Here is a 1,259-nt window from a genome sequence, read left to right as displayed (position 1 = left end):
AGATGGTGACGAAGTTGGCGCCCTTCTTGACGTCCATTGCGCCATCGTGATGCTGCTTGGGGCGGCCGTTGGCGGTGCCGTTCTGATCGTCGGTGCGGCGGCCGTCGGTGAAGGTGACATGGTCCACCCACACATTGGTCGCGCCCTCGACCGTGAGACCGTCGTACTCTGAGTTCCAGTTGCCGTTGTCGCCGTCGTCGGCGTCCCATTTGGGCTCCGGATCCCAGGGATTTTCGATGGTGAGATTGCGCACGATCACGTCGTTGGCCTTGATGTAGAAATAGCCCTCGCGGATTTCCGCGTTGGTACCGATACCGATCAAGGTGGTCCTGGTCGGGATGTCCAGCCGCGCACGGGTCTTCATGTCCGAGGTCTTGGTGTAGGCCTTGCCCTCGCTGATGTCGATGACGCCCTTGACCTTGATGATGCGGCCGTTGCTGCCGGCCTTGGCTTTCAACGCGGCCTTCAACTGCGCTGCCGTGCTGACGGTGTAGATGTCCGCAGCAGCGGCCTTGGAGCCGCCCTTGGTTCCGCCGTTCTGGCTGGCCCAACCGGTGGTGGCCACCGCCAGCGCCGGATCTGCAGCGTAGGCTGCAGGAGACAACAGCGCAGCACCCAGAACGACGCCCACAACGGTACGACCAACGACTGTCGATGCTTTCGACATGGTGATGATTTCTCTTGAATGAGTGACGCGATGGCGCGCCGCCCGAGACGACGCGCTCCCCGATGCAATCGCCCAGGCCATCAAGGCCAGTCCCCTAGCGAACGCGACTCGATCCTAATGCTTATGAAAACTATTGAATAGTCTGTTTCTGAAAATTATTTTTCTGCAGACGCGTGTGCTGCAGGCAACGCACGCACGCAAATGCAGCACCCGTTTTGCGGGCACTGCATTTGCGTGCTTGCGTTGCTAAGGCTTACAGCTTTCCGGCGCCGGCCTTTGCCTTGACGTCCGCAGCGACCTTGTCGGCCGACAGCAGGCTATAGGTGTACGGCGGGGTCCAGCCGATGTTGGTATTCCACGAGCAGTTCAGCGCCTTGCCGTTGAGCAGCGAGCCCTGGTCGCGGTACACGCTGCCGCCGTAATCGGCCGCAATCTTGTCGCAGCTGCTCACCCCGCTGATATCGAACACGTTGCGCTCGGAGAAGATCTTCGACTCCTTGCCCACGCCATGCGCGTGCGAGAACGGATAGACCTTATTGCCGGTGCTGCCGACGTGGTAGTTGTTGTACAGGTGCACCTGGCCAAAACGCAC

Annotated in this window: 2 pseudogenes; both read right to left on the bottom strand. The window is 60.5% G+C overall.

Annotated elements, in window-relative coordinates:
- A pseudogene (locus C0541_RS03065) lies at nucleotides 1-667 on the bottom strand (pectate lyase); the annotation flags it as partial.
- Nucleotides 668-920: 253 nt separating this feature from the next.
- Nucleotides 921-1,259: pseudogene (locus tag C0541_RS03060) on the bottom strand (pectate lyase); the annotation flags it as partial.

Origin of the sequence: Xanthomonas arboricola (genome assembly GCF_003353015.1) — a bacterium.
Lineage (GTDB): Bacteria > Pseudomonadota > Gammaproteobacteria > Xanthomonadales > Xanthomonadaceae > Xanthomonas > Xanthomonas arboricola_E.
This window is presented reverse-complemented; position numbering and strand designations above follow the sequence as displayed.